The 26,335-nt window shown below is 68.9% G+C and carries 23 protein-coding genes; 10 read left to right on the forward strand and 13 right to left on the reverse strand.

All coding sequences use genetic code 11. The annotated features are described in order from the left end of the window. Positions 1-15 precede the first annotated feature (15 nt). Entirely contained in the window at positions 16-1,032 is a 1,017-nt protein-coding gene (locus tag AC07O8_RS03940; RefSeq protein WP_495046787.1) for a LysR family transcriptional regulator, read from the forward strand. A 45-nt stretch (positions 1,033-1,077) separates the two neighbouring features. Here AC07O8_RS03940 and AC07O8_RS03945 read toward each other — a convergent pair whose 3' ends face one another. Then, the gene (locus tag AC07O8_RS03945) at positions 1,078-2,235 is read right to left on the reverse strand and encodes an aminoglycoside phosphotransferase family protein (RefSeq protein ID WP_495046788.1); all 1,158 of its coding nucleotides are present in this window, start codon (positions 2,233-2,235) and stop codon (positions 1,078-1,080) included. A 169-nt stretch (positions 2,236-2,404) separates the two neighbouring features. On the opposite strand from AC07O8_RS03945, the gene AC07O8_RS03950 reads away from it, so the two are divergent. Genes AC07O8_RS03950 through rsmA form a run of 3 tightly spaced genes read left to right on the forward strand, consistent with a single transcriptional unit; the run spans position 2,405 to position 7,022 of the window. Continuing rightward, a complete protein-coding gene (locus AC07O8_RS03950; protein WP_495046789.1) occupies positions 2,405-4,819 on the forward strand; it encodes an LPS-assembly protein LptD in 2,415 nt (804 codons plus the stop codon). 10 nt (positions 4,820-4,829) lie between these two features. After that, positions 4,830-6,230, forward strand: coding sequence for a peptidylprolyl isomerase (locus tag AC07O8_RS03955; protein ID WP_495046790.1), 1,401 nt, complete (start codon positions 4,830-4,832; stop codon positions 6,228-6,230). A gap of 18 nt (positions 6,231-6,248) precedes the next feature. After that, entirely contained in the window at positions 6,249-7,022 is a 774-nt protein-coding gene (gene rsmA / locus AC07O8_RS03960) for a 16S rRNA (adenine(1518)-N(6)/adenine(1519)-N(6))-dimethyltransferase RsmA (protein WP_495046791.1), read from the forward strand. Positions 7,023-7,126: 104 nt separating this feature from the next. On the opposite strand, the gene AC07O8_RS03965 is transcribed toward rsmA, so the two are convergent. The 3 genes from AC07O8_RS03965 to AC07O8_RS03975 all read right to left on the reverse strand — a co-directional run bounded on the left by AC07O8_RS03965 (position 7,127) and on the right by AC07O8_RS03975 (position 10,382). Then, complete coding sequence (locus AC07O8_RS03965; RefSeq protein ID WP_377159398.1) at positions 7,127-7,249, reverse strand: hypothetical protein; 123 nt, start codon at positions 7,247-7,249, stop codon at positions 7,127-7,129. A gap of 41 nt (positions 7,250-7,290) precedes the next feature. Next, positions 7,291-7,752 (reverse strand): barstar family protein, encoded by a 462-nt coding sequence (locus AC07O8_RS03970; RefSeq protein WP_495046792.1) that lies wholly within the window; start codon positions 7,750-7,752, stop codon positions 7,291-7,293. 332 nt (positions 7,753-8,084) lie between these two features. Beyond that, entirely contained in the window at positions 8,085-10,382 is a 2,298-nt protein-coding gene (locus AC07O8_RS03975; RefSeq protein ID WP_495046793.1) for an NADP-dependent malic enzyme, read from the reverse strand. A 366-nt stretch (positions 10,383-10,748) separates the two neighbouring features. Here AC07O8_RS03975 and AC07O8_RS03980 point away from each other — a divergent pair, with 366 nt between their 5' ends. From AC07O8_RS03980 to AC07O8_RS04000, 5 genes are all read left to right on the forward strand, one after another. Further along, entirely contained in the window at positions 10,749-12,851 is a 2,103-nt protein-coding gene (locus AC07O8_RS03980) for a two-component system sensor histidine kinase NtrB (RefSeq protein WP_495046794.1), read from the forward strand. Continuing rightward, positions 12,848-13,504 carry a response regulator transcription factor gene (locus AC07O8_RS03985; protein WP_495046795.1) on the forward strand — a complete coding sequence of 219 codons (657 nt, stop codon included), beginning with the start codon at positions 12,848-12,850 and terminating at the stop codon, positions 13,502-13,504. Before AC07O8_RS03980 ends, AC07O8_RS03985 begins: the two co-directional genes overlap by 4 nt. 139 nt (positions 13,505-13,643) lie before the next feature. Further along, a complete protein-coding gene (thiL, locus tag AC07O8_RS03990; protein WP_495046971.1) occupies positions 13,644-14,618 on the forward strand; it encodes a thiamine-phosphate kinase in 975 nt (324 codons plus the stop codon). Next, positions 14,615-15,136 (forward strand): phosphatidylglycerophosphatase A family protein, encoded by a 522-nt coding sequence (locus AC07O8_RS03995; protein WP_495046796.1) that lies wholly within the window; start codon positions 14,615-14,617, stop codon positions 15,134-15,136. The genes thiL and AC07O8_RS03995 overlap by 4 nt, the downstream gene beginning before the upstream one ends. A 75-nt stretch (positions 15,137-15,211) precedes the next feature. Then, positions 15,212-15,712, forward strand: coding sequence for a CinA family protein (locus AC07O8_RS04000; protein ID WP_067281115.1), 501 nt, complete (start codon positions 15,212-15,214; stop codon positions 15,710-15,712). 132 nt (positions 15,713-15,844) lie between these two features. Here AC07O8_RS04000 and AC07O8_RS04005 read toward each other — a convergent pair whose 3' ends face one another. The 9 genes from AC07O8_RS04005 to AC07O8_RS04045 all read right to left on the reverse strand — a co-directional run bounded on the left by AC07O8_RS04005 (position 15,845) and on the right by AC07O8_RS04045 (position 25,818). Next, positions 15,845-18,259, reverse strand: a complete 2,415-nt coding sequence (locus AC07O8_RS04005) for a putative bifunctional diguanylate cyclase/phosphodiesterase (protein WP_495046797.1) — start codon at positions 18,257-18,259, stop codon at positions 15,845-15,847. Between the two features lie 7 nt (positions 18,260-18,266). Then, entirely contained in the window at positions 18,267-18,881 is a 615-nt protein-coding gene (locus tag AC07O8_RS04010) for a methylamine utilization protein (RefSeq protein WP_495046798.1), read from the reverse strand. A gap of 26 nt (positions 18,882-18,907) precedes the next feature. After that, on the reverse strand, positions 18,908-19,975 hold the full coding sequence (gene holA, locus AC07O8_RS04015; protein ID WP_495046799.1) for a DNA polymerase III subunit delta: 1,068 nt from the start codon (positions 19,973-19,975) through the stop codon (positions 18,908-18,910). Positions 19,976-19,993: 18 nt separating this feature from the next. Next, complete coding sequence (locus tag AC07O8_RS04020) at positions 19,994-20,512, reverse strand: LPS-assembly lipoprotein LptE (protein ID WP_495046800.1); 519 nt, start codon at positions 20,510-20,512, stop codon at positions 19,994-19,996. Positions 20,513-20,514: 2 nt separating this feature from the next. Next, positions 20,515-23,148, reverse strand: a complete 2,634-nt coding sequence (leuS, locus tag AC07O8_RS04025) for a leucine--tRNA ligase (protein ID WP_495046801.1) — start codon at positions 23,146-23,148, stop codon at positions 20,515-20,517. Positions 23,149-23,237: 89 nt separating this feature from the next. Next, positions 23,238-23,696, reverse strand: coding sequence for an ExbD/TolR family protein (locus tag AC07O8_RS04030; protein WP_495046802.1), 459 nt, complete (start codon positions 23,694-23,696; stop codon positions 23,238-23,240). A 40-nt stretch (positions 23,697-23,736) separates the two neighbouring features. Further along, the gene (locus AC07O8_RS04035) at positions 23,737-24,381 is read right to left on the reverse strand and encodes a MotA/TolQ/ExbB proton channel family protein (RefSeq protein ID WP_495046803.1); all 645 of its coding nucleotides are present in this window, start codon (positions 24,379-24,381) and stop codon (positions 23,737-23,739) included. 40 nt (positions 24,382-24,421) lie between these two features. After that, positions 24,422-25,228, reverse strand: coding sequence for a 4-hydroxy-tetrahydrodipicolinate reductase (gene dapB / locus AC07O8_RS04040; RefSeq protein WP_495046804.1), 807 nt, complete (start codon positions 25,226-25,228; stop codon positions 24,422-24,424). Then, positions 25,225-25,818, reverse strand: coding sequence for an outer membrane protein assembly factor BamE (locus tag AC07O8_RS04045; protein WP_495046805.1), 594 nt, complete (start codon positions 25,816-25,818; stop codon positions 25,225-25,227). The genes dapB and AC07O8_RS04045 overlap by 4 nt, the downstream gene beginning before the upstream one ends. 83 nt (positions 25,819-25,901) lie before the next feature. Here AC07O8_RS04045 and fur point away from each other — a divergent pair, with 83 nt between their 5' ends. Beyond that, entirely contained in the window at positions 25,902-26,333 is a 432-nt protein-coding gene (fur, locus tag AC07O8_RS04050) for a ferric iron uptake transcriptional regulator (RefSeq protein WP_297523900.1), read from the forward strand. The last annotated feature ends 2 nt before the right edge of the window (positions 26,334-26,335 follow it).

Consider the following 26,335-nt stretch of genomic DNA (forward strand, 5'->3'; position numbering starts at 1 on the left):
CCCGGAGGAGACGGGATGGATCAGGTCAAGGCGATGCGGGTCTTCACCCGCGTGATCGACGAGGGCAGCCTCGCCGGCGCGGCGCGGGCCATGGACCTGGCGCCCGCCGTGGTCACGCGGCTGGTGGCGGATCTGGAGGAGCACCTCGGCGCGCGGCTGCTCAACCGCACGACGCGGCGGCTGTCGCTGACCGACGTCGGCGAGGGCTACCTGGAGCGCTGCCGCCGCATCCTCAGCGACATCGAGGAGGCGGAGGCGCTCGCCTCGGCGGCGACCAACGAGCCGCGCGGCACGCTGCGCGTGCTGATCCCGCCGGCCATCGCGATCCATCAGCTGGCGCGGCACATGGCGCGTTTCCATGCGCTGTACCCGCTGGTCAGCGTCGAGCTGGTCGCGCCGGGCCCCGTCGACACGCTCGACGAGAGCTTCGACATCACCGTCATCTCGACCCGCAGTCCGCTGCAGGGCGACTTCATCGCCCGCAAGCTGGCCCGCACCGAGGTGATCCTGTGCGCGTCGCCCGAATACCTGGGCCGGCGCGGCAAGCCGCAGCATCCCGCCGACCTCAAGCAGCACGACGTCATGCTGCCGCCGATCCACGAGCTGACCCGCGGCGTGACCTTCGAGCGCTGCGGCGCGGACGGGCTCACCACCGAGAGCTTCTTCGCGATCCCGAGCCGCCCGGTGATGACGACCTCCTCGGTCGACACCAAGTACGCCTGCGCGCTGCACGGGCTGGGCGTGGCCGGGTTGCCGTCCTTCGTCGTCGGCGACGCGCTGATGGAAGGGGCGCTGGAGCGCGTGCTGCCGCAGTGGCGCATCTACAGCTACCAGCTGTGGGCGGCGATGCCGACCCGCAAGTTCGTCCCGGCGCGCACCCGCGCGTTCATGGACTTCCTCGTCGAGATCTTCGGCGGGAAGGACGAGGATCCGTGGCTCACCGCCGCGGGCTGCCCGTCGTATCGCGCCGCGCAGGAGTTCCTGGCGGCGCAGGCGGCGAAGGCGGCCGCCACCCCCGCCGAGGGCGACTGAGGCGGCGCGCGGGGCCCCTCCGCGTCGCTTCAGCGCCTGCGGGCGTCAGCGCAGGCTGAAGCCGACCTGCGTGTATTGCGGCTGCAGATCTTCGATCAGGCGCAGCAGCGGCGACAGCTCGATGTAGCGCGTCGCCGTCTTCACGACATAGGCGTAGAAGCGCGGCAGGTCTTGCGCGTAGTGCGGCTTGCCGTCACGGTGCTTGAGCCGGCAGAAGATGCCCATGATTTTCAGCTGCCGCTGCAGCACGGTCCATTCGAGCCGGCGCCAGAACAGGCCGAAGTCCAGCGCCATCTCGTGCGGGTCTTCGCCGTTCGGGTCTAGGCCGAACAGGCCGGCGCGCCGGGCGCCTTCCCAGTAGCGCACCGCCCAGTCGAGCTCCTCGGCCTCTTCCCAGGAAATGAACGCGTCGCGCATCAGCGAGGCGATGTCGTAGGTGACGGGGCCCAGCACCGCGTCCTGGAAGTCGAGGATGCCGGGCGTGGCGAAGGCCGTAGCATCGGCGCCGCCGGTCCCGGCCGGGCAGACCATCAGGTTGCGCGGCATGTAGTCGCGGTGCATCGGCACGCGCGGCTGCGCCAGGACGTTGGCCGACAGCAGCGCCACCGTCCGGTCCCAGTAGCCGCGCTGCTTGTCGTTCCAGGTCTTGCCGTGGTGGGCCTGGACGCACCAGTCGACGAAGATCTGCAGCTCGCGTCGAACGAAGGCCTCGTCGAACAGCGGCAGCGCGCCCTCGACGCGGGCGGCCTCGCTGGTCTGCCAGCGCAGCAGCGCGGTCGTGGCATCGCGCATCAGCGCGCGGGGCACCGCCGTGTCGCCCGCGCGCTGCGCGGCGAGCAACGCGTCCAGGTAGGAGGCGGTGCCGAGGTCTTCCATCAACGCGAAGCCGAGCCCGGCATCGTGCGCGAGCAGCTTCGGCACATGCAGGCCGCGTTCCGCCATCAGCGCGCCGACCTGGACGAAGCTCGCCACCTGGTTGGGCGAGGCCGGATCGTCCATCACGATCAGCATGCCGCCGTGGACGGTGGCGATGCGCAGGTAGCGGCGGAAGCCCGCATCGCTGCTGGCCGCGGCGAGCGTCTCCTCGCGCAGGCCGTGCGTCGTCACCAGCGGCGCCAGCCAGCGATGGAATCGGGCGGCGCGGTCGGCGTCGGGCCAGAGCGGTGACGCTGCGGGCGGGGCGTGCGGGGAGGAAGGGGTCATCGGCGGGGATGCGGAAGGGCCGCTGCGCGAGCGGCCCCGGGGTCGGTGACAAGGCGCTCCGGCGGTCCTGCCGGCTCGCGAGCCTCGTGGATAATGATTCTACAAACCCCGGGCAGCGCGGCGCGATCGACGCGCGGCCGCCTGACCTCTGCAAGACGCTGCCCGCCTGATGCGCCCACCGGTTTCCCGTCCCCGCCCGATCTCGCTGGCGGCCGCCTTGGCGGTCGCCCTGCCTGGCTTCTCTGCCTTCTCCGCGCAAGCGCAGGAGTCCGCCGGCCAGCCGCTGACCCTCAAGTCGGTCAAGCAGTTGCACCAGACCAAGCGCAAGGACGCCCGTCCCGCGCTGGCGCTGAGCGCCGACCGCATCACCAGCGAGATGGACCAGACCTCCACCGCCGAGGGCGACGTCCAGCTGCGTTACGGCGGCATGCTGCTGAAGTCGAAGACCCTGCGCTACGACTACCCGCAGGACCTGGCCACGGCCGAAGGCGACGTCGAGCTGAGCCAGAACGGCGCCGTGCTGCGCGGCCCCAGGCTGGAGCTCTTCGTCGACAAGTTCGAAGGCCAGCTCCAGAGCCCGACCTACTTCTTCGCCGCGACCGGCGGCAGCGGCAGTGCCAAGGCGATCCACTTCCTCGGCGACCAGCGCATGCGCGCCGACGAGGCGACGTACTCGACCTGCCCGGTGTCGGAGAAGGGCGAGCAGGACGCCGCCGATGCCGCCAACGGTCGCAAGGGCAAGCGCGACTGGGAACTGGTCACCAGCAGCCTGAACCTGGACTTCGACGCCGGCGAGGGGGTCGCGAAGGACGCCGTGGTCCGTTTCCTCGGCGTGCCCATCCTGGCCGCGCCGTCGCTGAGCTTCCCGCTCGGCGACCAGCCCAAGTCCGGCCTGCTGCCGCCCAACGTCAACATCGACAACCGCAGCGGCGTCGAGTACAGCCAGCCCTTCTACTGGAGCATCGCGCCCAACCGCGACGCGACGATCACGCCCTTCGTGATGACGCGCCGCGGTCCCGGGGTCGACACGCAGTTCCGCTACCTGGAGCCGGGCCACCGCGGCCAGATCGACTACGCGCTGCTGCCGCACGACCGGGTCACCGGCATCTCGCGCTGGGACCTGCGGCTGAACGCCGACGGCGACGTGACGCCGAACTGGACCTACAACGTCCATACCGAGCGCGTCTCCGACGACGACTACTGGAAGGACCTGCGCAGCCGCATGCTGACGCAGACGCCGCGCCTGCTGTCGACGGACCTGCGCACGCAGCGCGAGTTCAGCTTCAACTGGGGCGAGATGCAGACCTACGCGCGGATCCAGAAATGGCAGCCGCTGCAGGTCGCGCAGATCGAGGACAAGTTCGCCTCGCCGTACCAGCGTTCGCCGCAGATCGGCGTGCGGCTGCAGACCGGCGCCGATGAATCGGTGCTGGCCGGCTACCTCCCGACCGGTCGCCGCGCGCGCCTGGAAGGCGGCCTCGAGGTGGAGTACAACCGCTTCGACCTGCCCGGCGGCGCGCTGGACTCCCAGACGCAGACCGGTGAGCGGATCCACCTGCTCGGCCACCTGAGCCTGCCGTTCAGCGGCGCGGCCTGGTGGCTGATCCCGAAGATGTCGATCAACGCGGCGAGCTACAACCTCGACCAGCCGATCGACGCGGCCGGCCGGCGTTCGATCGGACGCACCATCCCGACCTTCAGCGTCGACCATGGCTGGATCCTGGAACGCAACACCTCGCTGTTCGGCCAGGCGATGCGCCAGACGCTCGAGCCGCGCCTGCTGTACGTCAACACGCCGTACCGCGACCAGAGCGCGATCCCCAACTTCGACGCGGCGCCGCGGGACTACAACTTCGATTCGGTCTTCGCCGAGAACCAGTTCTCCGGCGTGGACCGCGTCAACGACGCCAACATGCTGGCCTTCGGCGCGACCACGCGCTGGATCGAGGACGAGCGCGGCGAAGAGCAGTTGCGCCTGGGCATGGTCCAGCGCTACCTGTTCCGCAACCAGCAGATCACCCCCGACGGCTCGCCGCAGACGCACCGCCTGTCCGACGTGGTGCTGCTGGCTTCGGCGCACTTGAACCAGGCCTGGTGGACCGACAGCACGCTGCAGCTGAATTCCGCCGACGGCAAGGTCGAGCGGACCGTGCTGCGGCTGCGTTATTCGCCAGGACCGTTCCGGACCGTCAGCGCGTCCTACCGCCTCGCCCGCGGGCAGAGCGAGCAGGTCGAGCTGGCATGGCAATGGCCGCTGTTCGGGCCAGACCGCAAGTCGGTCGCCGGCGGACCCGGTTGCGCCGGTGCCTGGTACGGCGCGGGCCGCCTGCAATACAGCATGCGCGACAAGCGCTTCACCGATTCCGTGATCGGCGCGGAGTACGACTCCGGCTGCTGGATCCTGCGCGTCGGCGCGGAACGCCAGGCCACCGGCCGCGCGGAAACCAACACCCGACTGATCCTCCAGCTGGAGCTGGTCGGCCTCTCGCCGCTGGGCTCCAATGCGCTGAAAGTGTTGAGAGACAATATCCCGGGTTACCGTTCGCTGAGCTCCGAGCGCTCGGCTTTTGGCACATATGACTGAACTGCGTTCGATGCGATATCTCCAGCCGGTGGCGGCCACCCTCCTGTCCCTGAGCGCCGCCCTGGCCGGCTCGGCCTCTTCGGCGCAGACGACGCCCGCTCCGGCCCGTGCAGCCTCCGCCCCCGCGCCTGCAGCGGCGGCATCGGCGCCGGCCAATCGTCCGGTCGTCGAGCAGCGGCAGCTCAAGCCGGGCGACTACATCGCGGTGATCGTCAACACCGACATCGTGGCGGCGTCGGAAGTGATCCAGCGCACCGAGCGCGCGCGCGACGAAGCCCGTCAGCGCGGCCAGACCGTCACCAACGAGCTGCTGCACAAGCAGGCCTTGGACAGCCTGGTCGACGAGCGCGTGATCGTGACCTACGCCCGAGAGAACGGCCCGCGCGTGGACGAGCCGGAGCTGGATCGCGTCGTCGCCAACGTCGCGACGCAGAACAAGCTGACGATGCCCGAGCTGCGCCAGCGTCTGGCCGCCGAGGGCATCGACTTCAAGCGTTTCCGCGAGAACCTGCGCGACCAGATGCTGAGCGAGCGCGTCCGCGAGCGCGAGGTGCAGGGCCGCATCCGCATCACCGACGGCGACATCGACAAGTACCTGGAGGAGCGCCAGGCGGCGCTGCAAGGGCGCGCGCAGCTGAACATCGCGCAGATCCTGGTGCCGGTGCCCGAAGGCTCGAGCGTCGCGGTGGTCGCCGAGCGCAAGGCGCGCGCCGACGCCGCGCTCGCCCGCATCAAGGCCGGCGAGGATTTCGCCAAGGTCGCCCGCGAAGTGTCGGAAGACGCGAACAAGGGCCGCGGCGGCGAGATCGGCCTGCGCGCCGCCGACAAGCTGCCCGATGTCTTCGTCGACGCGGTCAAGGGCCTGAAGGACGGTGAAGTGCGGCCCGAACCGCTGCGCTCCGAAGCCGGCTTCCACGTGCTGAAACTGATCGAGCGCCAGACCGGCAAGGCATCGATCAACGTGGTCGTGCAGACCCACGCACGCCACATCCTGCTGCGTCCGTCCGAGCAACTGAGCCCCGAGCAGGCGACCCGCCGGCTGGTGGAGTTCAAGCGCGCGATCGAGTCCAAGCGCGCAACGTTCGAGCAGCTGGCCCGCGCCAACTCGGAAGACGGCAGCGCGCAGGAAGGCGGCGACCTGGGCTGGGTCTCGCCGGGCGGCTTCGTGCCCGAGTTCGAGCAGGCCATGGACACGCTGCCGATCAATGGCATCTCGGATCCGGTGCCGTCGCGTTTCGGCATCCACCTGATCCAGGTGATGGAACGCCGCGACGTGGTCCTCGACACCAAGCAACTGCGCGAGCAGGCCCGCAATGCGCTGCGCGAGCGCAAGTACGACGACGCCTACAACGACTGGATGAAGGAAATACGCGCCCGCGCCTTCATCGAGACGCGCGAGTGGCTGGACTGACCGGCCGGGACTGAGTTCATGGGACATGTCGCGCGCAAGCGCTTCGGCCAGCACTTCCTGACCGACCGGGCCATCATCGACGGCATCGTCGACGCGATCGCCCCGGGCGAGGATCAGGCCATGGTCGAGATCGGCCCGGGCCTGGGCGCGTTGACGTTGCCGCTGCTGCAGCGGCTGCCGGCGTCCAGCCGGCCGCTGACCGTCATCGAGCTGGACCGCGACCTCGCCGCCCGCATGCGCAAGCGCGGCGATGTGACGGTCATCGAGGCCGACGTGCTGAAGGTCGACTTCGCCGCCCTGGCCACCGAACGCGGCCGCAAGCTGAAGGTCGTCGGCAATCTGCCGTACAACATCTCGTCGCCGATCCTCTTCCACCTGCTGGGCGTCGTGGACCACGTGGTCGACCAGACCTTCATGCTGCAGAAGGAGGTCGTCGACCGCATGGCCGCCAAGCCCGGCGGCAAGGACTTCGGTCGGCTGAGCGTCATGCTGCAGTGGCGGTACGACGTCGAGGCGCTGTTCGACGTGCCGCCGGAAGCCTTCGATCCGCCGCCGCGGGTCGATTCGGCGATCGTGCGCATGGTGCCGCTGTCGGCGCCGGCGAAGCTCGACGAGGCGCTGCTGAGCGAGCTGGTCGCGTCGGCCTTCTCGCAGCGTCGCAAGCTGCTGCGGCATTCGCTCGGAAAGTGGCTCGAGGCCCGCGGTTTCCAGGGTGAGTTCGACCTGCAGCGCCGCGCCGAGGAAGTGCCGGTGGACGAGTTCGTCGCGCTGGCGCTCGCGGTCCAGGGCTGAGCCAAACAAAAAGGCCTTCCGTCGCCGGAAGGCCTTCTGCATCGGACCCGAGGGTCCCGCGTGCTTCAACCGCGTGTGCTATCGCCGATCGCGTTGGCTACCGGTCATGCGGCGCTGAGCCACATGGACGTGTCGAACGCGCTGCACATCATCGGCATGTTCATGCCGAAGTTCGGATTCGGATTCGCCTTGGTGCTCTTGAGCACCGGCTTCGCTTCTGGGGCCACCTCAGTCGCCCGCTCCCATGACCCTTGTTCTTGGGAGCGGGCTACTGAAAAGAATAGAAGCACCGGAATGAGACCTTCCGCTCGGCCCAGAAATCGGCCGCCTCGCGGAAGACGTCGAGCAACTGCTCGCGCGCCTCACGATCGAACTTCGCATGGTCCGGCAACTGGTCCAGCACCACGACGAAACCTGGTTGCGTGCCCGACTTGTGGACCAGATTGGTCATGCAGTCGTACAGCGCTTCCATGTTCTTGCCGAAGTGCGCCGGAAACAGGAAATTGCTGGCAATCAATTCCAGCACGTCCTGTTTGGTCTCCGCTGGAGACAGGTCGGCGTACAGGAAGTGTTGGCCGGCGTCCTGCGCGGCCTGCATCAAGTCCTCGACCCGGTAGGCTCTGATCGCCTGCACGATGTTGGGACGGACTGTCTGCAAAAGCATTGTCGCGTTCCTCCTAGATGGGGTTCCGAGTTCATGTCCAACCCGTGCCGTGGCCCCCGACTGCAAGCTGCTGGGAGTCTGCGATCGTCGGTGGCGTGGGCGGGGTCAGAGAGGGTTAACCCTGAACTCTGAAACCGAGATGGTACAGAAACGGGCCCGAATGCTCAAGCCGGGGGCTACCAGAATGCCCTAAAAAGCGGCAACGTTAGCGTGTGCACACATTCGCGATGTGCCTAGCAGCGCGTAGCAGTCATCCAGGAGAAATCGACTGGTGAGCCGCTACAAACTTTTTCTATAGGCCGGGCCGCAGGTCGGGTTTAAAGGCCCTGGGGCAGCCCTTTGGCGGGGCGCCGAAGGGCTTGGGACCGACCATTGTTTGGTCCCGATCCGCCCCGCGCTCAGCGTGCGGCGTTCGCATCCGCGACGGTAAGGGCCGTCATGTTCACGATGCGGCGCACGGTGGCCGACGGGGTCAGCACATGCACCGGCTTGGCCGCGCCGAGCAGCACCGGACCGATCGCGATGCCGCCGCCGGCTGCCGTCTTCAGCAGGTTGTAGCTGATGTTGGCGGCGTCGATGTTGGGCATGACCAGCAGGTTGGCTTCGCCGGTCAGCGTGCTGTTGGAGACCAGCTGTTCGCGGTAGTGCGGGTCGAGCGCGGCGTCGCCGTGCATCTCGCCGTCGACTTCCAGCCAGGGCGCCTGCTCCTTGATCAAGGCCAGCGCGTCGCGCATCTTGACGGCGGAGGGGCAGTTGCTCGACCCGAAATTGCTGTGCGACAGCAGCGCCGCCTTCGGGCGCAGGCCGAAGCGCATCATTTCCTCGGCCGCCATCTGCGTGATCTCGGCGAGCTGCTCGGCGGTCGGGTCGTAGTTGACATGCGTGTCGACCAGCATGACCTGGCGGCCCGGCAGGATGAGGCCGTTCATGCAGGCGAAGGTCTTCACGCCGGGGCGCTTGCCGATGACCTGGTCGATGTACTGCAGGTGCATCGCGGTGTTGCTCCAGGTGCCGCAGAGCATCCCGTCGACTTCCCCCTTGTGCAGCATCATGGCGCCGATCAGCGTCAGGCGGCGGCGCATCTCGATCTTGGCGAGCTGCTGGGTCACGCCCTTGCGCTCGGTCATCGCGAGGTAGGTCTGCCAGTAGTCGCGGTAGCGGTGGTCGAACTCGGTGTTCACCACGTCGTAGTCGCGACCCTCCTGCAGGCGCAGGCCGAAGCGCTCGCAGCGCTGCGCGATGACTTCGGGACGGCCGATCAGCGTCGGGCGGGCGATGCCCTCGTCGATGACGATCTGCACCGCGCGCAGCACCCGTTCCTCTTCGCCTTCCGCGTAGGCCACGCGCTTGTGCTTGGCCTTCTTCGCGATCTGGAAGATCGGCTTCATCGTCGTGCCGGACGCGTAGACGAAGCTCTGCAGCTTCTCCAGGTAGGCCGGCATGTCGGCGATCGGACGCAGCGCGACGCCCGAGGCCTCCGCCGCCAGCGCGACCGCCGGGGCGATCTTCATCATCAGGCGCGGGTCGAAGGGCTTCGGGATCAGGTACTCGGGCCCGAAGCTCAGGTTCGCGCCGGCGTAGGCCGCGGCGACGACCTCGCTCTGCTCCGCCTGCGCGAGCTCGGCGATCGCGAGGACGGCGGCGATCTCCATCTCGTCGTTGATCGTCGTCGCGCCGCAGTCCAGGGCACCGCGGAAGATGTACGGGAAGCACAGGACGTTGTTGACCTGGTTGGGATAGTCCGTCCGGCCGGTGGCCATCAGCGCGTCGCCGCGGATCGCGTGGACGTCCTCCGGCTGGATCTCCGGGTTCGGATTGGCCAGCGCGAAGATGATCGGCCGCGCCGCCATCGAGGCGACCATGTCCTGCTTGAGCACGCCGCCCGCCGACAGGCCCAGGAAGATGTCCGCGCCGGCGATCACGTCGCGCAGGCTGCGCTGCTCGGTGGGCTGGGCGTAGACGGCCTTGTCCGGGTCCATCAGTTCGGTGCGGCCTTCGTAGACCACGCCGGCCAGGTCGGTCACCCAGATGTTCTCGCGCGGCAGGCCCAGCTTGACCAGCAGGTTCAGGCAGGCGAGGGCGGCGGCGCCGGCGCCCGAGGTCACCAGCTTCACCGACTTGATGTCCTTGCCGGCGACCTTCAGGCCGTTGAGCAGGCCGGCCGCGACCACGATGGCGGTGCCGTGCTGGTCGTCGTGGAAGACGGGGATCTTCATCCGCTTGCGCAGCTCGCGCTCGACGTAGAAGCAGTCCGGCGCCTTGATGTCCTCGAGGTTGATGCCGCCGAAGGTGGGTTCCAGCGCGGCGATCACGTCGACCAGCTTGTCGAGGTCGTGCTTCTCGTCGATCTCGAGGTCGAAGACGTCGATGCCGGCGAATTTCTTGAACAGGACGCCCTTGCCCTCCATCACCGGCTTGGAAGCCAGCGGGCCGATGTCGCCCAGGCCCAGCACGGCGGTGCCGTTGGAGATCACCGCGACCAGGTTGCCGCGCGAGGTGTAGCGGAACGCGTTGGCGGGGTCGGCGACGATCTCCTCGCACGCGGCCGCCACGCCCGGCGAGTACGCCAGGGCCAGGTCACGCTGGTTGATCAGCTGCTTGGTGGCCGCGATGGCGATCTTCCCGGGGGTCGGGAACTCGTGGTATTCGAGAGCGGCCTGGCGCAACTGCGCACGTTTTTCTTCGGACGTGGACATGGGGGACTCTTCTGGTTGAAACCGGTCCGCCGTCGTGGGCCGGGTCGGCGATTGTAGGAGTCCGCCCCGACGGCGGCAGTGCGGACTATGCGTATGCTGCATGTCGGCAGGGCCGCAGGCACATACGCGAAACTGCGCATCGCCACGGGCTTTGCGCGCGCCATACTGCCTGCCCCGCACGCGCGCGACCCGCTCGCCACGGCGAGTGCGGGCGATCCTTTCAAGCGCCTTTCACGGCGCGTTCACACGCGCATCGACACGCCGCATTCACAGCTCCATTCACACGCTGCATCCACACGCCGCATCCACGTTCCACGTTCAAAGTTCCGACCTTCCGTCGACCTCCGCTTGCCTGCTCCGACCCTCATGCGACCCGCCGCCCCCTTCCCCCCGATGGCACCGGGCGCCCGCCCCCGGCGCTGGCGGCGTGCGCTGTTGTGGGGAACGCTGGTCGCGCTGCTGCTGATCGCGCAGTCGCTGCTGTTGTCGCTGACCCTGAGCCATGAAGCGGCCCGCGCGCAGGAAGCGTCGGACCTGGCCGCCGCCGAGGTGACCGCGCGCGCCAAGCAGCTGATCGGCCGCGACCTGCAGGGGCTGCAGGGCCTGATGTGGGCGGAGGACGACGACTGGCGCGGCAACGCCGCGGCACAGCTGCGCCAGACGCGCGTGCTGCTGCGCATCGAGCTGCGCGATTCGGAACGCCAGGTGCGCCGTGCCGTCGACACGCCGTATGCGCCGCCGCTGTTCTCGATCCTGGCGCGCGAGCAGCTCCAGATCGAGACCGAACTCGCCTGCATCGCCGCGCTGCGGCAAGGCACGCCGCTGTTCTCACGCTCGTACTTCGTGCCCGGTCCCGGCGGCGACGGCATGGAAGTCGCCGATCTCTGCCTGCCACGGGTGCGTGCCGGCGAGCCGCGCTCCTACGTCGTCGCGACGATGGGGCTGCGGCCGCTGCTGGAGGAATCGGTCTCGCAGGACCAGGCCCGTCGCTTCGAGATGTCCTTCGTCGAGGGGGACGGCACGCGCCTGGCGCGCACCGGGCTGACGCGCGGCACCGGCTTCTACCTGTCGGAGCGCCTGCTCGACCTGCCGGGCCTCAGCCTGCAGCTGCGGGTGGACAACGCCACCGGGCGGCCACAGCTGATCCCCAACCTGGCGACGGCGCTGGTGCTCGGCCTCTCGATGGCGCTGTTCGCGCTGGTCATCATCCTGGCGCGCGACACCCGCAAGCGCGCGCAGGCGGAGCACGCGCTGGCGGAGTCGCTGGCGTTCCGGCAGGCGATGGAGAACTCGCTGATCACCGGGCTGCGCGCGCGCGACCTGGACGGCAACATCAGCTATGTGAATCCGGCGTTCTGCGCGATGGTCGGCTACCCGGCGGAGGAGGTGGTCGGCACCGGCCGTCCGCCGCATGCGCCGCCGTACTGGCCGCCCGAGTTCACCGACGAATACTGGCGCCGCCACCACGACCGCGAGGCGCGCTGGGAGGCCGGGCTGCCGCCGCGCGAAGGCTTCGAGACCGTCTTCGCGCGCAGCACCGGCGAGCGCTTCCCGGTGATGATCTACGAGGCGCCGCTGCTGAACGCCGAGGGCCAGCAGACCGGCTGGATGAGCGCGGTGCTGGACCTGAGCGCGCAGCGCAAGGTCGAGGAGCTGTCGCGCCAGCAGTCGGACCGGCTGCAGGCGACGGCGCGGCTGGCGACGGTGGGCGAGATGGCTTCCTTGCTGAGCCACGAACTGAACCAGCCGTTGGCGGCGATCGCGAGCTACGCGACGGCGTCGATCAACCTGATGGTGCGCGAGGCCGACGATCCGCAGACGCCGGCCATGGTGCGCCAGGCCGTGACGCGCATCGCCGAGCAGGCGGAGCGCGCCGGCCGCGTGATCAAGAGCGTGCACGACTTCGTCCGGCGTCGCGAGGCGGCGCGGGAGTGGGTGAATGTCGAGCAGCTGCTGGAGGCGGTGCTGCCGCTGATCCGGTTGCAGGCGCGCAAGAGCGGCGCGCGCATCGAGATGGACCTGGCGAAAGGTCTTCCGCGCGTGCGCTGCGACCGGACGATGGTCGAGCAGGTGCTGCTGAACCTGACCCGCAATGCCATCCAGGCGATGGACGGCCCGACGCCGCTGGCCGACCGGGCGCTGATCATCCAGGTGAAGCGGCTGCAGCCGCGCTGGCTGAGCTTTGCGGTGATCGACCGCGGACCGGGCATTCCGCAGGAAGTCGCGCGCCAGCTGTTCACGCCCTTCTTCACGACCCGCACCGAGGGCATGGGCCTGGGCCTGAGCCTGTGCCGCACGGTCGTGGAGCAGCACGGCGGCGCGATGGATTTCGAAAGTCGCGTGGCGCCCGCGTCGCCGACCGGGACCGAGTTCCGATTCAGCCTGCCGTGCGAGGATGCGCCTGGGTCGGCCTCGATGCCCGGGACCGACCGTTTCCCCGTCATTGGATCTGGAGAGTCGTCCGCATGAAGCCGCAGTCCCTGCCGATGGTCTACCTCGTTGACGACGAGGAAGTGGTGCGCGACGCGCTCGCCTGGCTGCTGCGCTCGCGGCGCCTCCTGTCCGAGGGCTTCGGCAGCGCCGAGGCGTTCGAGTCGATGCTGGACGGTCTGCCGCGCAGCGGGCGCGACTGGCCGTCGGCGCCGAGCTGCCTGCTGCTGGACGTGCGCATGCCCGGGATGAGCGGCCTGGCGCTGTTCGAGCGGCTCATCGAGCGCGGCCTGCTGGAGACCTTGCCGGTGATCTTCCTGACCGGTCACGGCGACGTGCCGACGGCGGTGGCGGCGGTGAAGCAGGGCGCCTACGACTTCGTCGAGAAGCCGTTCTCGGACAACGCGCTGGTGGACCGCGTCGAGCATGCGTTGGCGCAGAGCGCCAAGGCGATCTCGGCGCGCGACGCGAAGTCGGCGCTGGGCCATCGCGTCGGCGATCTGACCGAGCGCGAGCGCGAGGTGATGCAGCTCGTCGTCCAGGGCCTGCCCAACAAGCTGATCGCCGACCAGCTCAACATCAGCGTGCGCACGGTGGAAGTCCACCGGGCGCGGGTCTTCGAGAAGATGGACGTGAAGTCCGCGGTCGAGCTGTCCAACCTGCTGCGCGGCGACAATGCCGCCCATGGGTGATTCTTCTGACGCATCCGGCGTGTCCGCCGGTGCATCTACCGGCGCATCTACCGGCGCATCTACCGGTGCATCTGCCGGCGCATCTACCGGTGCCTCTGCCGGTCCATCCGGCGCGGGCGATCGACGGGACGCACGTCCGCTGGGCGAGTTCGACCTGATCGACCGCTTCTTCGGCCGCGCGGGGCGCGCAGGCCGGACCGAGGGCGGCGCGGTCACGCTGGGCATCGGCGACGACTGCGCGGTGCTGACACCATCGGCCGGCCACCAGTGGCTGGTGACGGCGGACATGCTGGTCGAGGGCCGGCACTTCCTGTCGACGGTGTCGCCGCGGCGGCTCGGCCACAAGGCGCTGGCGGTGAACCTCAGCGACCTCGCCGCCTGCGGCGCGACCCCCAAGGCCTTCTTCCTGTCGCTGGCGCTGCCGCGCGTCGACGAGGCCTTCCTGGCGGGGTTCGCGCAAGGGCTGTTCGAGCTCGCGGACGCGCATCACATCGTGCTCGCCGGCGGCGACACGACGGCGGGTCCGCTCAACATCAACATCACGGCGATGGGCGAAGTGCCCGCTGGCCAGGCGCTGCTGCGCTCGGGCGCGAAGCCGGGCGACGAGGTCTGGGTCAGCGGCACGCTCGGTGATGCGCGGTTGGCGCTGGAGGTGTTCCGCGGCACGCTGTCGCTGAGCGCGTCGCAGTTCGACGAGGCCCGCCTGCGGATGGAAATGCCGGAGCCGCGCGTCGCGCTCGGACGCGCGCTGCGCGGCATCGCGACGAGCGCCGTGGACGTGTCGGACGGCCTGGCCGGCGACATCGGTCATGTGCTGAAGCGTTCCCAAGTCGGCGCGACCTTGCGGCTGGCGGATCTGCCGCGCTCGGGCGTGCTCGGCGCGATGCCGGAGGACGTCCAGCAGCTGTGCCTGCTGACCGGTGGCGACGACTACGAACTCGTTTTCACGGCGCCTGCCGACGCACGAGAGCGTGTGCTCGAGGCCGGGCGCGCCTCCGGCACGCCGGTGTACCGCGTCGGACGCATCGATGAAGAACCCGGCCTGCGCGTCGTCGACGGCGTGGGGCGTCCGCTGCAGCATCGACTGCAGAGCTTCGACCACTTCAAATCATGAGCGCGGTGCGTCCGACTTTCGGTTTCATGGCCAGGCACCCCGCGCACTGGATCGCGATGGGTTTCGGCAGCGGGCTGGCGCCGAAGGCGCCGGGCACCGTGGGCACGCTGTGGGGCTGGGCCGCGTTCGCGATCCTGAACCTGTGGCTGACGCCGGTGATGTGGGGCGTGGTGATCGCCGCGAGCATCCCGATCGGCTGGTGGGCTTCGACGGTCACGGCGCGGAACCTGCGGACCTGCGACCCGGGGTCGGTCGTGTGGGACGAGATCGTCGCGATCTGGCTCGTGCTATGGCTGATCATGCCGGCGGGGTTCTGGTGGCAACTGGCGGCGTTCGGCGTGTTCCGCTTCTTCGATGCGGCCAAACCGGGGCCGGTGCGCTGGGCCGATGCGCTCTTCAAGATCGAGCCCGGCCAGCCGGTGACGGTGTGGCAAGGCTTCGGCATCCTGTTCGACGATCTGGTCGCGGCTGCATGTACGCTCGTGGTGCTGGCCGGCGCGAAGGCCTTGCTGCACTGAAGCGCCCAAGCACCGACGACCGGTCGTATTCACCCACGGATCCGATCATCCAGATCCATCGACGAGGAGATCCCCATGCTGTTTCCCGACGAATCCGAATTGATCGAACGCATCGCCCTGGCACTGATCCAGCGCAAGGAACGCATGGGCACCGCGGAGTCCTGCACCGGCGGGCTGATCGCAGCGGCGTGCACGAGCCTGGCGGGTTCGAGCCAGTGGTTCGAGCGCGGCGTGGTGAGCTACACCAACCAGGCGAAGACGGAGCTGCTCGGCGTGCCGGCGGCCTTGATCACCCTGCACGGCGCGGTGAGCGGCGAGGTGGCCGAGCAGATGGCACGCGGCCTGGTGGCGCATGCGCCGATCGACTGGGCGATCGCCGTGACCGGCGTGGCGGGGCCGGGCGGCGGCACCGAGAACAAGCCGGTCGGGACGGTGTGGCTGGCGCTGATGCACGGCCGGCAGCGCGTGCGGGTGTGGAAGGAGCACTTCACCGGCGACCGGCATGCCGTGCGCGCGCAGACCGTGCGCGCCGGGCTTGAAGCCTTGTGTGATGCGCTTGAAGACCGAGACTCTTGAGTCGTCAGGATCAGGAACGCGATGGGTCTTTTGCGTCCGCCAGTGCCTGGCACTTGGCGATCATGAGGGAATGACTCGCACGAGTGAGTGGGTCAACCTCGACCGTCGTTCAAGCCAGGCAAGACCTGTCCCTCATAGTCCGGCCAGGATCGTGTTCGCCTGCGCGTCGTCGAGGTCCGGCGGCTGCCAGCCGCGGAGCCAGTCGCTGAACTTCTCCGCCGGCATCGGCCGCGACAGGAAGTAGCCCTGGCCCTGGTCGCAGCCCAGCGTCTGCAGCAGCGTCCATTGCTTGGCGGTTTCCAGCCCCTCGGCGACCACGGTCAGCCCCAGGTTGTGCGCGAGCTCGATCGTCGAGCGCACGATCTTCGCGTCGTCAATGTCGCGCTCCATGTTCATCACGAAGCTGCGATCGATCTTCAGCTCGTCCACCGACAGCTGCTTCAGGTAGGCCAGCGACGAATAACCCGTGCCGAAATCGTCGATCGACAGCTTGAACCCGAGCGCGTGCAACTGCTCCAAGGTCTGCAGCGCGCGCTGCGGGTCGTCCATGATCGCGGACTCGGTGATCTCCAGGCACAGCGCCGGCGGCGGCACGCCCGCCACCAGGTCCGCCACCTTGATCGGCAGGTCCTGGTCCATCAGGTCCCGCGTCGACAGGTTGACGCTGATCGGCAGCGCCAGTCCGTCCCGCTGCAAGCCCATCCACGCCTGCGCCGACGCATGCAGCACCCACGCGGTGATCTGGCGGATGAACCCCGTCTGCTCGGCGAAGGGGATGAACTCCATCGGCGGCACCAGCCCGCGCGTCGGATGCTGCCACCGTACCAGCGCCTCGGCGCCGCAGATCTTCTGGCCGTGCAGGTCGACCTTCGGCTGCAGGAAGAGCCGCAGCTCGCCGGCGTCGATCGCATGCCGCAACTCGCTCAACAGCGACAGCGATTCCTGGCTGGCCGCATCCATGCTCGGCGCGTAGACCTCGCAGCCGCTCTGGCCGCGCTTGGCCGCGTGCATCGCCAGCTCCGCCCGCGCCAGCAGCAGCATGGGGTCGCGCCCATGCTGCGGGTACAAGGCCACGCCCATGCCCGCCGACAGGTCCACGGTCTGGTCGTCGATGCTCAACGCCCGTTCGAAGTCGCGCTGGATGCGCTTGCAGATCGCCTCGGCCCGCGTCGCCCCGGCGCCGTCGATCATCAGCAGGAACTCGTCGCCGCCCACGCGCGCGATCAGGCTGACCTCGTCCTTCAGCAGGTGCTGCAGCCGGTCCGCCACCGCGCGCAGCAGCCGGTCGCCGAACGGGCGTCCGAGCACGTCGTTGACATGCTTGAAGCGATCCAGGTTCAGCATCAGCAGCGAGAAGCGCACATCGCTCTCCGCCATCCGTCTGGCGAGCGCCTGGTGGAACTGCTCCCGGTTCGGCAGGTCCGTCAGCGGATCCCAGAACGCGAGACGGTTCACCTCTTCCTCGCGTGCCCGGATGCCCTGGCGCATTGCCTCGAAGGCTTCGGCCAGATCGCCGATCTCGTCGCGCGAGGGCCGCTCGACGGGCTGCGCATAGTCGCCCTGGCCGAGCCGGTGCGCCGCACTCGCCAAGGCCTTGACCGGTCCGCTGATGCGCCGTGCCGTCAGCACCGCGCCGATTGCGAACAGCAGCACGCCCACGCCGCTCAAGCCCAGCAGCATCCATTGCAGCCGGCGGTAGGGGGCCAGCGCCTCGTCCACCGAGCGCAGCAGCAGCACGGCCACCGACTTGTCGGTATCGCCGCCGTGCGCCAGCGGTTGCAGGCGGGCCTGGAACAGCTCGTCGTCCAGTGGGATGTGGAAGGTCCGGACCTCGCGGTCCGAGGCGCCCAGCGTCGGCAGCGATTGCACCACGCGCGCCGTCGCGGCGGGGTCCAGCACCGACGCGAGGACCTGCCACTGCCCCGTCGCCGATTGCGCCAGCAGCACGCCCTGGATGCGCACGATGCGCTTGAGCTCCTGCAGCTGGTCGCTCTTCATCTCGAAGCCGGTGAAGATCCAGCCGCCCAACCCGGCGGCCCGCATGCGCGCGACCACGACCTGGTAGGCCTTGCCGTCCAGCAGCAGCAGCTGGCTCTGCGTGCGGCCCTGCTGCTCGCGGGTGACGCCGCGCAGCAGCGGCGTCACCTTCGCGGCGATCGCATCGGTCGCCGTCACCAGCTTGAAGGCGTCGTCCGCGTAGCCGATGAACGCGGCGTCGCCCCGTTCGCTCAGGTTGGTGAAGACGTCCTGCAGCATGGCGCGCAGTTCTTCGCCCTGGATGCCGGCCGAGACCAGCTGGCGCAGGCCGTAGTCCGACTGCAGCAGGTCGGCCACCAGGCCACGCTGCTGGTTGTCCTCGTCGATGAGCTGGACCAGGATGCGCTCACCGGCCTCCAGTTCCTCGGTCACCTGGGCCCGGGCGTTGCGCCCGATGCCCTGGTCGATCAGCGCGAGGTTGAGCAGCTGGACGACCAGCAGCAGCGCCAGGAACAACGCGACGATGCGCCCTTCCAGCCGCCGCAGGTTGAGGAAGTCCGGCCAGCGCATCGCGGCGTCAGTCCTTCAGCTCGACTTTCAGCACACCCGTCGCTGCCGCGCCTACCGTCAACGGCTGCGCGGTCGGCGCGGCATTGCCCAGGCGCGAGGCCCACAGCCGCAGGCGGTGATCGCCGGGGGGCAGGTTCAGCTTGACCTCGCCCTTGGCATCCGTGATGCCGAACACCGGTGTGTCGACGACCACGATGTGTGCGCTCATCCGGTCGTGGATGTTGCAGCCGAGCTGCGCCACGCCTGGCTTGTCGAAGACCACGGGTTCCGACGGCGTGCCGGAATACAGCTTGAGCTCGAACTTCTTCGTCGCCGAGAACGAATAGACGTGGTGCCGGACGGTGTCGAAATTGGGGAAGTTCACCGCGGTGCCGGTCTGCACCACCAGCAGCTGAGGCTGGAACTGGCGGTCGCGCTGCGACATCTCGGCGGTGGCACCCGCGGCCGGTTTGGCCGGCTGGCCTTTCAGTTCGACGGCCACGGCCGCATTCGGCACCGGCGCGCCGCCGGCGTCACGGACCTGGATCGTCCAGTCCGCCGCGTGGGCGGCCGAGGCGCTCATCAGCGCCCCCGCCCAGGTCACGGCGGCAATCAGGAAAGGAGCGGAACGGGAGGAGCTCATCAGCGACGCCAGATGGACGACAGGCGTCAACCATAGCGGGTTTTCTGGCCTGGCGGGCGCAGGGCTTGCTCCAACAGGAGGGCCAATCGCCCCAGCGCTTCCCAGGGATCGGTGGGCCATTCCGGGTGGCGCAGACCCTTGACGATGCCGTCGCAGATCTGCGCCGCCACGACCAGCCGTGTCAGCGCGGCGCCGTGCAACTGCGGCACGATGCGCTCGAAGAGGCGCTCCTTCGGCCCCCAGATGCGGGACTCCCGCAAGGCCATCGGCAGCGGCTTGCCCGCGGCCACCGCATCGTGGACGCGCTTGAGGCCGCGGATGTCCTCGGCCATCGTCCAGTGCACCAGCACGGCGGCTTCGCCCTCGGCCTTGAGGCCGTCGAGCATGCGCAGCACCCGGCCCACCTTGCCGCTCAGCAGCGCCTCGCTGAGCTTGAAGACGTCGAAACGCGCCACGTCGAGCACGGCCGCCTCGATCTGCTGCAGGCTGAGCTCTCCCGCCGGGTGCAGCAGCGCGAGCTTCTGCAGCTCCTGGTGCGCGGCGAGCAGGTTGCCCTCGACGCGGTCGGCGAAGAACTCCAGCGCCCGCTGGCCGTCGGGTCCCGCCGCGACCGGCTGCCCCTGCTGCTGCAGCCGCCGGGCGATCCAGGCGGGCAGCTCGCGCCGCTCGACCGGGTCGACCTTCACCGACACGCCGGCACTGTCCAGCGCGGTGAACCAGGCGCTGCTCATCTGGGTCTTGTCCAGGCGGGGCAGCGTCACCAGCGTCAGCACGTCCGGCGGCAGCCCGTCGACGTAGCGCTGCAGCGCGTCCGAACCGTCCTTGCCCGGCTTGCCGCCGGGGATGCGGATCTCGATCAACTGCTTGTCGGCGAACAGGCTCATCGCCTGCGACGACGCGATCACCGACGCCCAATCGAAGTGCGCGCCGCTGACGATGAAGACCTGGCGCTCGGTGTAGCCCTGCTTGCGCGCCTCGGCGCGCAAGGTGTCGGCGGCCTCCTGGGCGAGCAGGGGCTCGTCGCCGTGCACCACGTACACCGGCTTGAGCCCCTTCGCCAGGTGGCCGGCGAGCGCCTCGCCCTTGATCTGCATGCGCGTGGTCCGTCCGGGTCAGGTGGGCAGGTGAACCGCCGCCAGGCGGCGCAGCAGCAGGCCGACGGCCTCCACCTGCATGGCCTTCTGCAGCGAGGCTTCTTCCTGCTCCTTGGCCAGCGCGGCGCTTTCGCTGTAGTTCATGTCGCGCGTGAGCCGCAACTCGGTGCGCGGCAACAGGATGTCCCCGCCTGCCGTGCGCAGCGAGTAGTCCAGCGACAAGCGCAATTGCCATTCCGTGATCTGCCCGGCCGCGGTCGTCGCCACCGAGGTCTTGTCGCGGATCTCGCGCTCGGCCTCGATGATGACGTCCGCGCGGTTCGGGTCCTCGACCAGGCGCACCGTGCTGCGCTGCACCTGGCGGCGCAGTTCCTGCGCCAGCGGCGAGTGCGGGATGAAGCCGGTCAGCGCCAGCGTCTTGAAGTGATAGACCGGTTCCTTGCGCAACTCGAAGCCGCAGGCCGACAGCAGGCCGCCGGCGCCAACGGCACCCAGTGCGCCCAAGGAAGCGAACGACAGCAGATCACGGCGCTTCATGCTCATACCACCACGTTGACGAGACGACCCGGCACGATGACGACCTTCTTCGGTGGCTTGCCCTCGGCGAACTTCTCGAAGTCCGGGCTGGCCAGCGCGATCGCTTCGATCGTGGCCTTGTCGGCCGAGGCCGCCACCTTGATCGCGCCACGCAGCTTGCCGTTGACCTGCAGCATCAGCTCGACCTGGTCCTGCACCAGCGCCGACTCGTCGACCTGGGGCCAGGCCGCGTCCAGCAGCTCGCCCAGCTCGGCGGCGAAGCCGAGTTCGGTCCACAGCGCGTGCGCGATGTGCGGGCAGGCCGGGTAGATCACGCGCAGCAGCACCGAGAAGCCTTCCCGGACCGCGGCGGACTGGCCCTCGGCCTTGAAGGCTTCCAGCGCGTTCAGCAGCTTCATCGCGCCCGAGACCACGGTGTTGTACTGCATGCGCTCGTAGTCGTACGAGACCTGCTTCAGCACGAGGTGGACCTCGCGGCGCAGCGCCTTGCCGTCGTCGCTCAGCGCGCCGAAGTCGATGCCGCCGGTCTTGATCGCGTCGGCATGTTTGGTGCCGAAGCCCCACACGCGCTTCAGGAAGCGGTGCGCGCCTTCGACGCCGGCGTCGTTCCACTCGAGCGTCTGCTCCGGCGGCGACGCGAACATCACGAACAGTCGGGCCGTGTCGGCGCCGTACTCGTCGATCAGCGCCTGCGGGTCGACGCCGTTGTTCTTCGACTTCGACATCGTCGTCATCTCGTACTCGAGCGGCAGGCCGTCGGCCTTCAGCGCGCCGCCGGTCGGCACGCCGTGCTCATTGCGGATGACGTCGACCTCGTGTTCCCAGTAGTAGTGCTTGCCGGCGTCTTCCGGCTTGCGGAAGAAGGCGCCCTTCAGCACCATGCCCTGCGTGAGCAGGTTGGTGAACGGCTCGCTGAACTTGATCAGCTTGAGGTCACGCATGACCTTGGTCCAGAAGCGCGCGTACAGCAGGTGCAGGATTGCGTGTTCGATGCCACCGATGTACTGGTCCATCGGCATCCAGTAATCGGTGCCCTCGGCGACCATCCTGTCCGGGTGGGTCGCGTCGCAATAACGCATGAAGTACCACGAGCTGTCCACGAAGGTGTCCATCGTGTCCGTCTCGCGCTTGGCCGCGGCGCCGCACTTCGGGCAGCTGCAGTCCAGGAAGTCGGCGCGCTTGTTCAGCGGATTGCCGCTGCCGTCGGGGATGCAGTCCTCGGGCAGCACCACGGGCAGGTCCTTCTCCGGGACCGGCACCGCGCCGCAGCTGTCGCAATGGATGATCGGGATCGGCGTGCCCCAGTAGCGCTGGCGGCTGACGCCCCAGTCGCGCAGGCGCCAGGTCGTCTTCTTCTCGCCCAGGCCCTTGGTGCCGAGCAGCTCGGCCACCTTGTCCACCGCCTGCTTGTGCGTCAGGCCGTCCAGCGCGCCGGAATTGATGCACAGGCCGCGCTGCTTGTCGCCGTACCACTCGGCCCAGGCGTCGGTCGAGTAGGCCTCGTCGCCCACCGCCACGACCTGCTTGATCGCGATGCCGTACTTCTTCGCGAAGGCGAAGTCGCGCTCGTCATGCGCCGGCACGCCCATCACGGCGCCGTCGCCGTAGCTCATCAGCACGTAGTTGCCGACCCAGACCTCGACCTGCTCGCCGGTGAGCGGGTGCGTCACGAAGAGGCCGGTCGCCAGGCCCTTCTTGTCCTGCGTGGCCAGCTCGGCCTCGGTGGTGCCGCCTTGCTGGCATTCCTCGATGAACGCGGCCAGCGCGGGGTTGGTCTTCGCGGCGTGCGCGGCCAGCGGGTGCTCCGGCGCGACGGCGCAGAAGGTCACGCCCATGATGGTGTCGGCGCGCGTCGTGAAGACGTAGAGCAGCCCCCCCTGGATGGGCTGGCCGTCCTCGCCGGCGATCGCGTGCGGGAAGGCGAAGCGCACCCCCTCGCTCTTGCCGATCCAGTTCTCCTGCATCAGGCGCACGCGCTCGGGCCAGCCCGACAGGTAGTTCGGGTCCGAAGGATCGGCCACCGCGGCCAGCAGTTCCTCGGCGTAGTCGGTGATCTTCAGGTAGTAGCCGGGGATCTCGCGCTTCTCGATCGTCGCGCCCGAGCGCCAGCCCTTGCCGTCGATGACCTGCTCGTTGGCCAGCACGGTCTGGTCGATCGGATCCCAGTTCACGACCTGCGTGCGGCGCTCGGCGATGCCGGCTTCCAGCATCTTCAGGAACAGCCACTGGTTCCAGCGGTAGTAGTCGGGCTTGCAGGTGGCGATCTCGCGCGACCAGTCGATCGCCAGGCCCATCGCCTGCATCTGCGACTTCATGTAGGCGATGTTGTCGTAGGTCCACGCGGCCGGCGGCACCTTGTTCTTCATCGCCGCGTTCTCCGCGGGCAGGCCGAAGGCGTCCCAGCCCATCGGCATCAGCACGTTGTAGCCCTTCATGCGCAGCTGACGCGTCAACATGTCGTTGATCGTGTAGTTGCGGACATGGCCCATGTGCAGCTTGCCGCTCGGGTAGGGCAGCATGGAGCAGGCGTAGAACTTCGGCTTGGACGCGTCCTCGACGACGCGGTAGGCGTCGCGGGCGTTCCAGTGATCGCGGGCGGCCTGTTCGACCTCGGAGGGGGCGTATTTCTCGTTCATGGTGGCTCGGGCAACGTAGCCGTCGATTGTAGGAGGCCGCGCGCGGCCGCCCCATCCTCTGTGGGAGGGCCACCTTGCGGGGGGAACGATCAGCGCTTCGGGGGAGGCGCGCCGGGGTCGGCGCTGTCGGCCGCTTCCCCGTGCTCCGCGACGAAGGCGATCCGGTTCAGTCCCGCCTTCTGCGCCCAGCCGATCAGCTGCGCCACCTTGCCGTAGGGCACGGACTGGTCGGCGCTCAGGCGCAGTTCGGCATCGGGCTGGCGCTGCGCCAGTTGCGTGAGCCGCTCGCGCAAGGCCTTGGCGTCGAGCTTGTCTTCACCCAGCAGGTACTCGCCCTCGGGGGTGACGGCCAGCGCGATGAAGCTCGCGCCCGGCGCGGGCGACGCGGCATCGCTCTTGGGCAGATCCAGCTTGAGCGCGCTGCCCATCAAGGGCGCCGCGATGATGAAGATCACCAGCAGCACCAGCATGACGTCGATCAACGGCGTCATGTTGATCTCGCCCAACGGTTTGGGGGCTTCGCGGCGTTCGAGGCGGCCGAACTTCATCGCGTGCAGGTCCGGTGGAGGGGGCGGTCGGGCAGGGCGCTCAGGCGCCGCCGATGAGTTCGCGCAGGTCGTGCGCGAAGCCTTCGAGCTCGGCCTCGCAGGCGGCGACCCACTTGCCGAACAGGTTGTAGGCCAGCACCGCCGGGATCGCCACGGCCAGGCCGGCGGCGGTCATGATCAGCGCCTCGCCGACCGGACCGGCGACCTTGTCCAGGCTGAAGTTGCCCGTCGACGAGATGCTCAGCAGCGCGTGGTAGATGCCCCAGACCGTGCCGAACAGGCCGACGAAGGGGGCGGTGGCCCCGATCGTCGCCAGCACGACCTGTCCCCGGCTCAGGCCGTTCAGCACGGCGTGCAGCGCGTCGCGCAGGCGGCGCGTGAGCTGCGAGGCCTTCTGCGCGGACGCCGCCAGCGTGCCCGGCGCGCTGTCCTGCAGGGCGGCCTCGATCAGCGGGAGCATCAGCGCGCCGCGGTCGAGCGTCCTCAACTGGTCCCGGCCCTGTCCGACATCGGGCGCCGCCCAGAACACCGGCAGTCCGCGGCCGAGATCGGTGCGCGCCCGCGCCAGCGTCCAGCTGCGCCAGAAGATCAGCACCCAGCTGCACACCGACATCGCCAGCAGCAGCAGGGAAACGAAACGGGCGACTCCGTCGCCCGCTTGCCAGAGGTGGATCAGTTCGGTCATCGCGTCGTGAGTCGGGCGCCGATCAGGGGACGTCGCAGGCTCAGGCGATGCCGAGCACGTCGTTCATGTCGAACAGCCCGGTCCTGCGCTCGCCCAGGAAGCGCGCGGCGCGCAGGCTGCCCTGCGCGAAGGTGGCGCGGCTGGAGGCCTTGTGGCTGATCTCGATGCGCTCGCCGATGCCCAGGTACATCACGGTGTGGTCGCCGATCACGTCGCCGCCGCGCACGGTCGCGAAGCCGATCGTCGACGGATCGCGCTCGCCGGTGACGCCTTCGCGGCCGTAGACCGCGCAGGTCTTCAGGTCGCGGCCGAGCGCCTCGGCCACGACTTCGCCCATCTTCAGCGCGGTGCCGCTGGGCGCGTCGACCTTGTGGCGGTGATGGGCCTCGACGATCTCGATGTCGTAGCCCTGCGAGAGCGCCTTCGACGCCTGCTGCAGCAGCTTGAGCACGACGTTCACGCCCACGCTCATGTTGGGCGCCATCATGACGGCGGCGCGTTGCGCGAATTCGCCGATCTTCGCCTTCTCGTCGGGGCTGAAGCCGGTGGTGCCGACGACGGTCCGCACGCCCAGCCCGGCGCACAGCGCCAGGTGCGCCATCGTGCCTTCGGGTCGGGTGAAATCGATCAGCACGTCGGCCTTCGACAGGCCGGCGTGGAGGTCGTCGGTGATGGCGACGCCGGTCGTCTGCCCGAGGAACGCGCCGGCGTCCTGACCGAGCGCGGGGCTGCCGACGCGATCCAGCGCGGCGGCCAGTTCAAGATCCTCCGCTGCCAGCACCGCCTCGACCAGCATGCGGCCCATGCGGCCGGACGCGCCGGTGATCGCGATCCGCAGTCGGCTCATCGGCGGGGCTCCAGCGGCGGGTAGTCGCGCGTCGGGCCGATCGGCTCCGGCGTCGCGGTCGCGGCCGTGCGCACCGGCGGCGGCAGCGCCTTGCGCTCCTCTTCCGTCAACTCGAGCTTGGGTTCCTTGCCGGACACCTTCAGCGTGTTGATCGACGCGATGAATTCCTTCTCGGTCGGCAGATCGTCCGGGGCGTCGATCTTGGACAGCTGGTCGCCGTCGAAGGTCAGCAGGATGTGGCGGTTCTGCGGCGCGGCGCCCTGGCGGCGGATCGTGAAGACGTAGTCCCAGCGGGCCTCATGGAAGACGTCGGCCAGCAGCGGCGAGCCGAGGACGTCGCGCACCTGGGCGCGCGTCATGCCGGGCTTGACCGCGGCGACCTGCTCCTTGGTGACGACGTTGCCCTGCACGATCTCGACGCGATACGGCGTGACCAGGCCCAGCACCTTGTCGCCGCTCACGGAGAGGGCGTCGAACTTGGGCATCTGCGAGCAACCGCCCAGCGCCAGGAGACCAACAACCAGACCTGCCACGGCGACACCGGAGGCGTTCGGACGTGCGATGCGGGCGATACGGGAATTCAATGACATGGCACGTCTCGGCCGAGGCGCAAAGGCTATGATCGTCGGATTCTAGCGGCTCGCACCCACGCTCTTCCGCAGGCGCAAACCCCATGAACCGGTCAGACGAAATCAAGAACAGCGGGCTGAAGGCCACCTTGCCCCGCATCAAGATCCTCGAGATCTTCCAGACGACCCAGCAGCGGCACATGACCGCCGAGGACGTTTACAAAGCTTTGCTCGATGAACGCGCGGACATCGGTCTCGCGACGGTCTATCGCGTCCTCACGCAGTTCGAGCAGGCGGGCCTGCTGTCGCGCAATCACTTCGAGTCCGGCAAGGCCGTGTTCGAGCTCAACGAGGGGCATCATCACGACCACCTCGTGTGCCTGACCTGCGGCTTCGTCGAGGAGTTCTACGATCCGCAGATCGAGGAACGCCAGCACGCCATCGCGATGGATCGCGGCTTCCAGTTGCAGGAGCACTCGCTCGCGCTGTATGCGAACTGCGTGAAGAAGGATTGTCCGAACAAGATGGGCCGCTGAGC

This window comes from Roseateles sp. GW821-FHT09G09 (assembly GCF_059415965.1).